At 58.6% G+C, this 1,309-nt stretch carries 1 protein-coding gene; it reads left to right on the top strand.

The features are described from left to right. Window positions 1-348: 348 nt before the first annotated feature. Window positions 349-1,215, top strand: a complete 867-nt coding sequence (locus GE027_RS22555) for a hypothetical protein (protein ID WP_153559488.1) — start codon at window positions 349-351, stop codon at window positions 1,213-1,215. The last annotated feature ends 94 nt before the right edge of the window (window positions 1,216-1,309 follow it).

Below are 1,309 nucleotides of genomic sequence, written 5' to 3'. Positions count from 1 at the left end.
GTCCGTAAGCCTATGCATGGCCTGGTGTTAGTTCGATATCAGTGGTTGAGGACAGCTCTAAATAGGGGTTTTCTATTGTCCGTGTGGCGGGTGGCGATACCATACAGGTGTCTACTTTTCTCCCTCTCATTGGAGACTGCGACGATGTCCCGAAAAAGCCGATCTGAGACGTTTGATCCGAACGAAGTAGGAATCTATCACGCTTACAACCGCACCGTCCGCCGGAGCTATCTGCACGGGTACGATCCGTTCACAGGGATCGACTATTCCTACCGTCGCGAAGCGTTTCGACAGCGACTTTGTGCGCTATCAGAAGGGTTCGCGATAGACGTTCTTTCCTATGCTATCATGTCGACGCATTGGCACTGCGTGCTGCGAAACCGGCCGGATCAAGTCGAAAAGCTGAGTGACCGTGAGGTGGCTATTCGCTGGCTATCGGTCACCTCTCGCAAACACTGCCAGAACAAACAGGGCGGAGCCATCCGCGAATGCGAGATCGCAAAGATCGTCAACGACGCAGAGTATGTAAGCGAATTGCGGTCCAGACTGTCGAGCATCTCCTGGTTTATTCGGCTGATGTGTCAGACGATCGCTCGGCAGTGCAATATCGAAGACGAATGCACCGGACGGTTCTTCGAAGAACGCTTCAAACTGAACCGTTTGGAGGACGAGGCCGATGTGTTGGCCTGCATGGCCTATGTGGACCTCAATCCGCTGCGAGCCCGCATGACCGATTCACTCGACGACTACGCGGAGGTTTCGATCGGCGAGCGGATGCGGACGCTGGAAGAAGGTCTTCCCGACACGTCGCTGTGGCTCGCGCCAATCGAACACCCGCCGCAGACGCAGCAAACGTCGACAGAGGCGGCAGCTGGTGAGGCCGGCGAGCGGACCGAGGACGCCGCAGGCCCCGAAAAGCTCGGCTGCGTATCGATGACCCTGACGGCCTACACCCGTTTGCTTTGGCACCTGGCGCTCGAATCGCGACCCGAGCTGCAGGCCAGCAGCAAGTTGTCTAGAGACCAGATGCAGACGCCGGTCCTCGTCAACGGCCAACCGGTGAATATTGCCGAGATGGTCGAGCGACTTCACCACTATGGTCGTCGCTGCCGCGGGCAGCTCGGCCAACACGCCAGCCGAGCGATGCGTGAGCGGTTAGCAGCTATGAAGGCGCAGCAGCGCGGCCAATCCACAGCCGCTGGCACGCGAACTTAGCCAGAGCGAAGCTGTTCGCCATCTGAACGACGACTCACCAAACGCGGGCTTGCCACCGCGGACGCTACCGTCGTGCGCACCAGACTCCTTCTCG

Origin of the sequence: Roseimaritima sediminicola (assembly GCF_009618275.1) — a bacterium.
GTDB classification, from domain to species: domain Bacteria; phylum Planctomycetota; class Planctomycetia; order Pirellulales; family Pirellulaceae; genus Roseimaritima; species Roseimaritima sediminicola.
The sequence above is the reverse complement of the archived record's forward strand: the minus strand, read 5'-3'. Positions and strand labels throughout refer to the sequence as shown.

Bases quoted from the DNA above. Each gene is read 5' to 3' on its own strand.
- GE027_RS22555 (WP_153559488.1), top strand. From the start codon at position 349: ATGTCGACGCATTGGCACTGCGTGCTGCGAAACCGGCCGGATCAAGTC.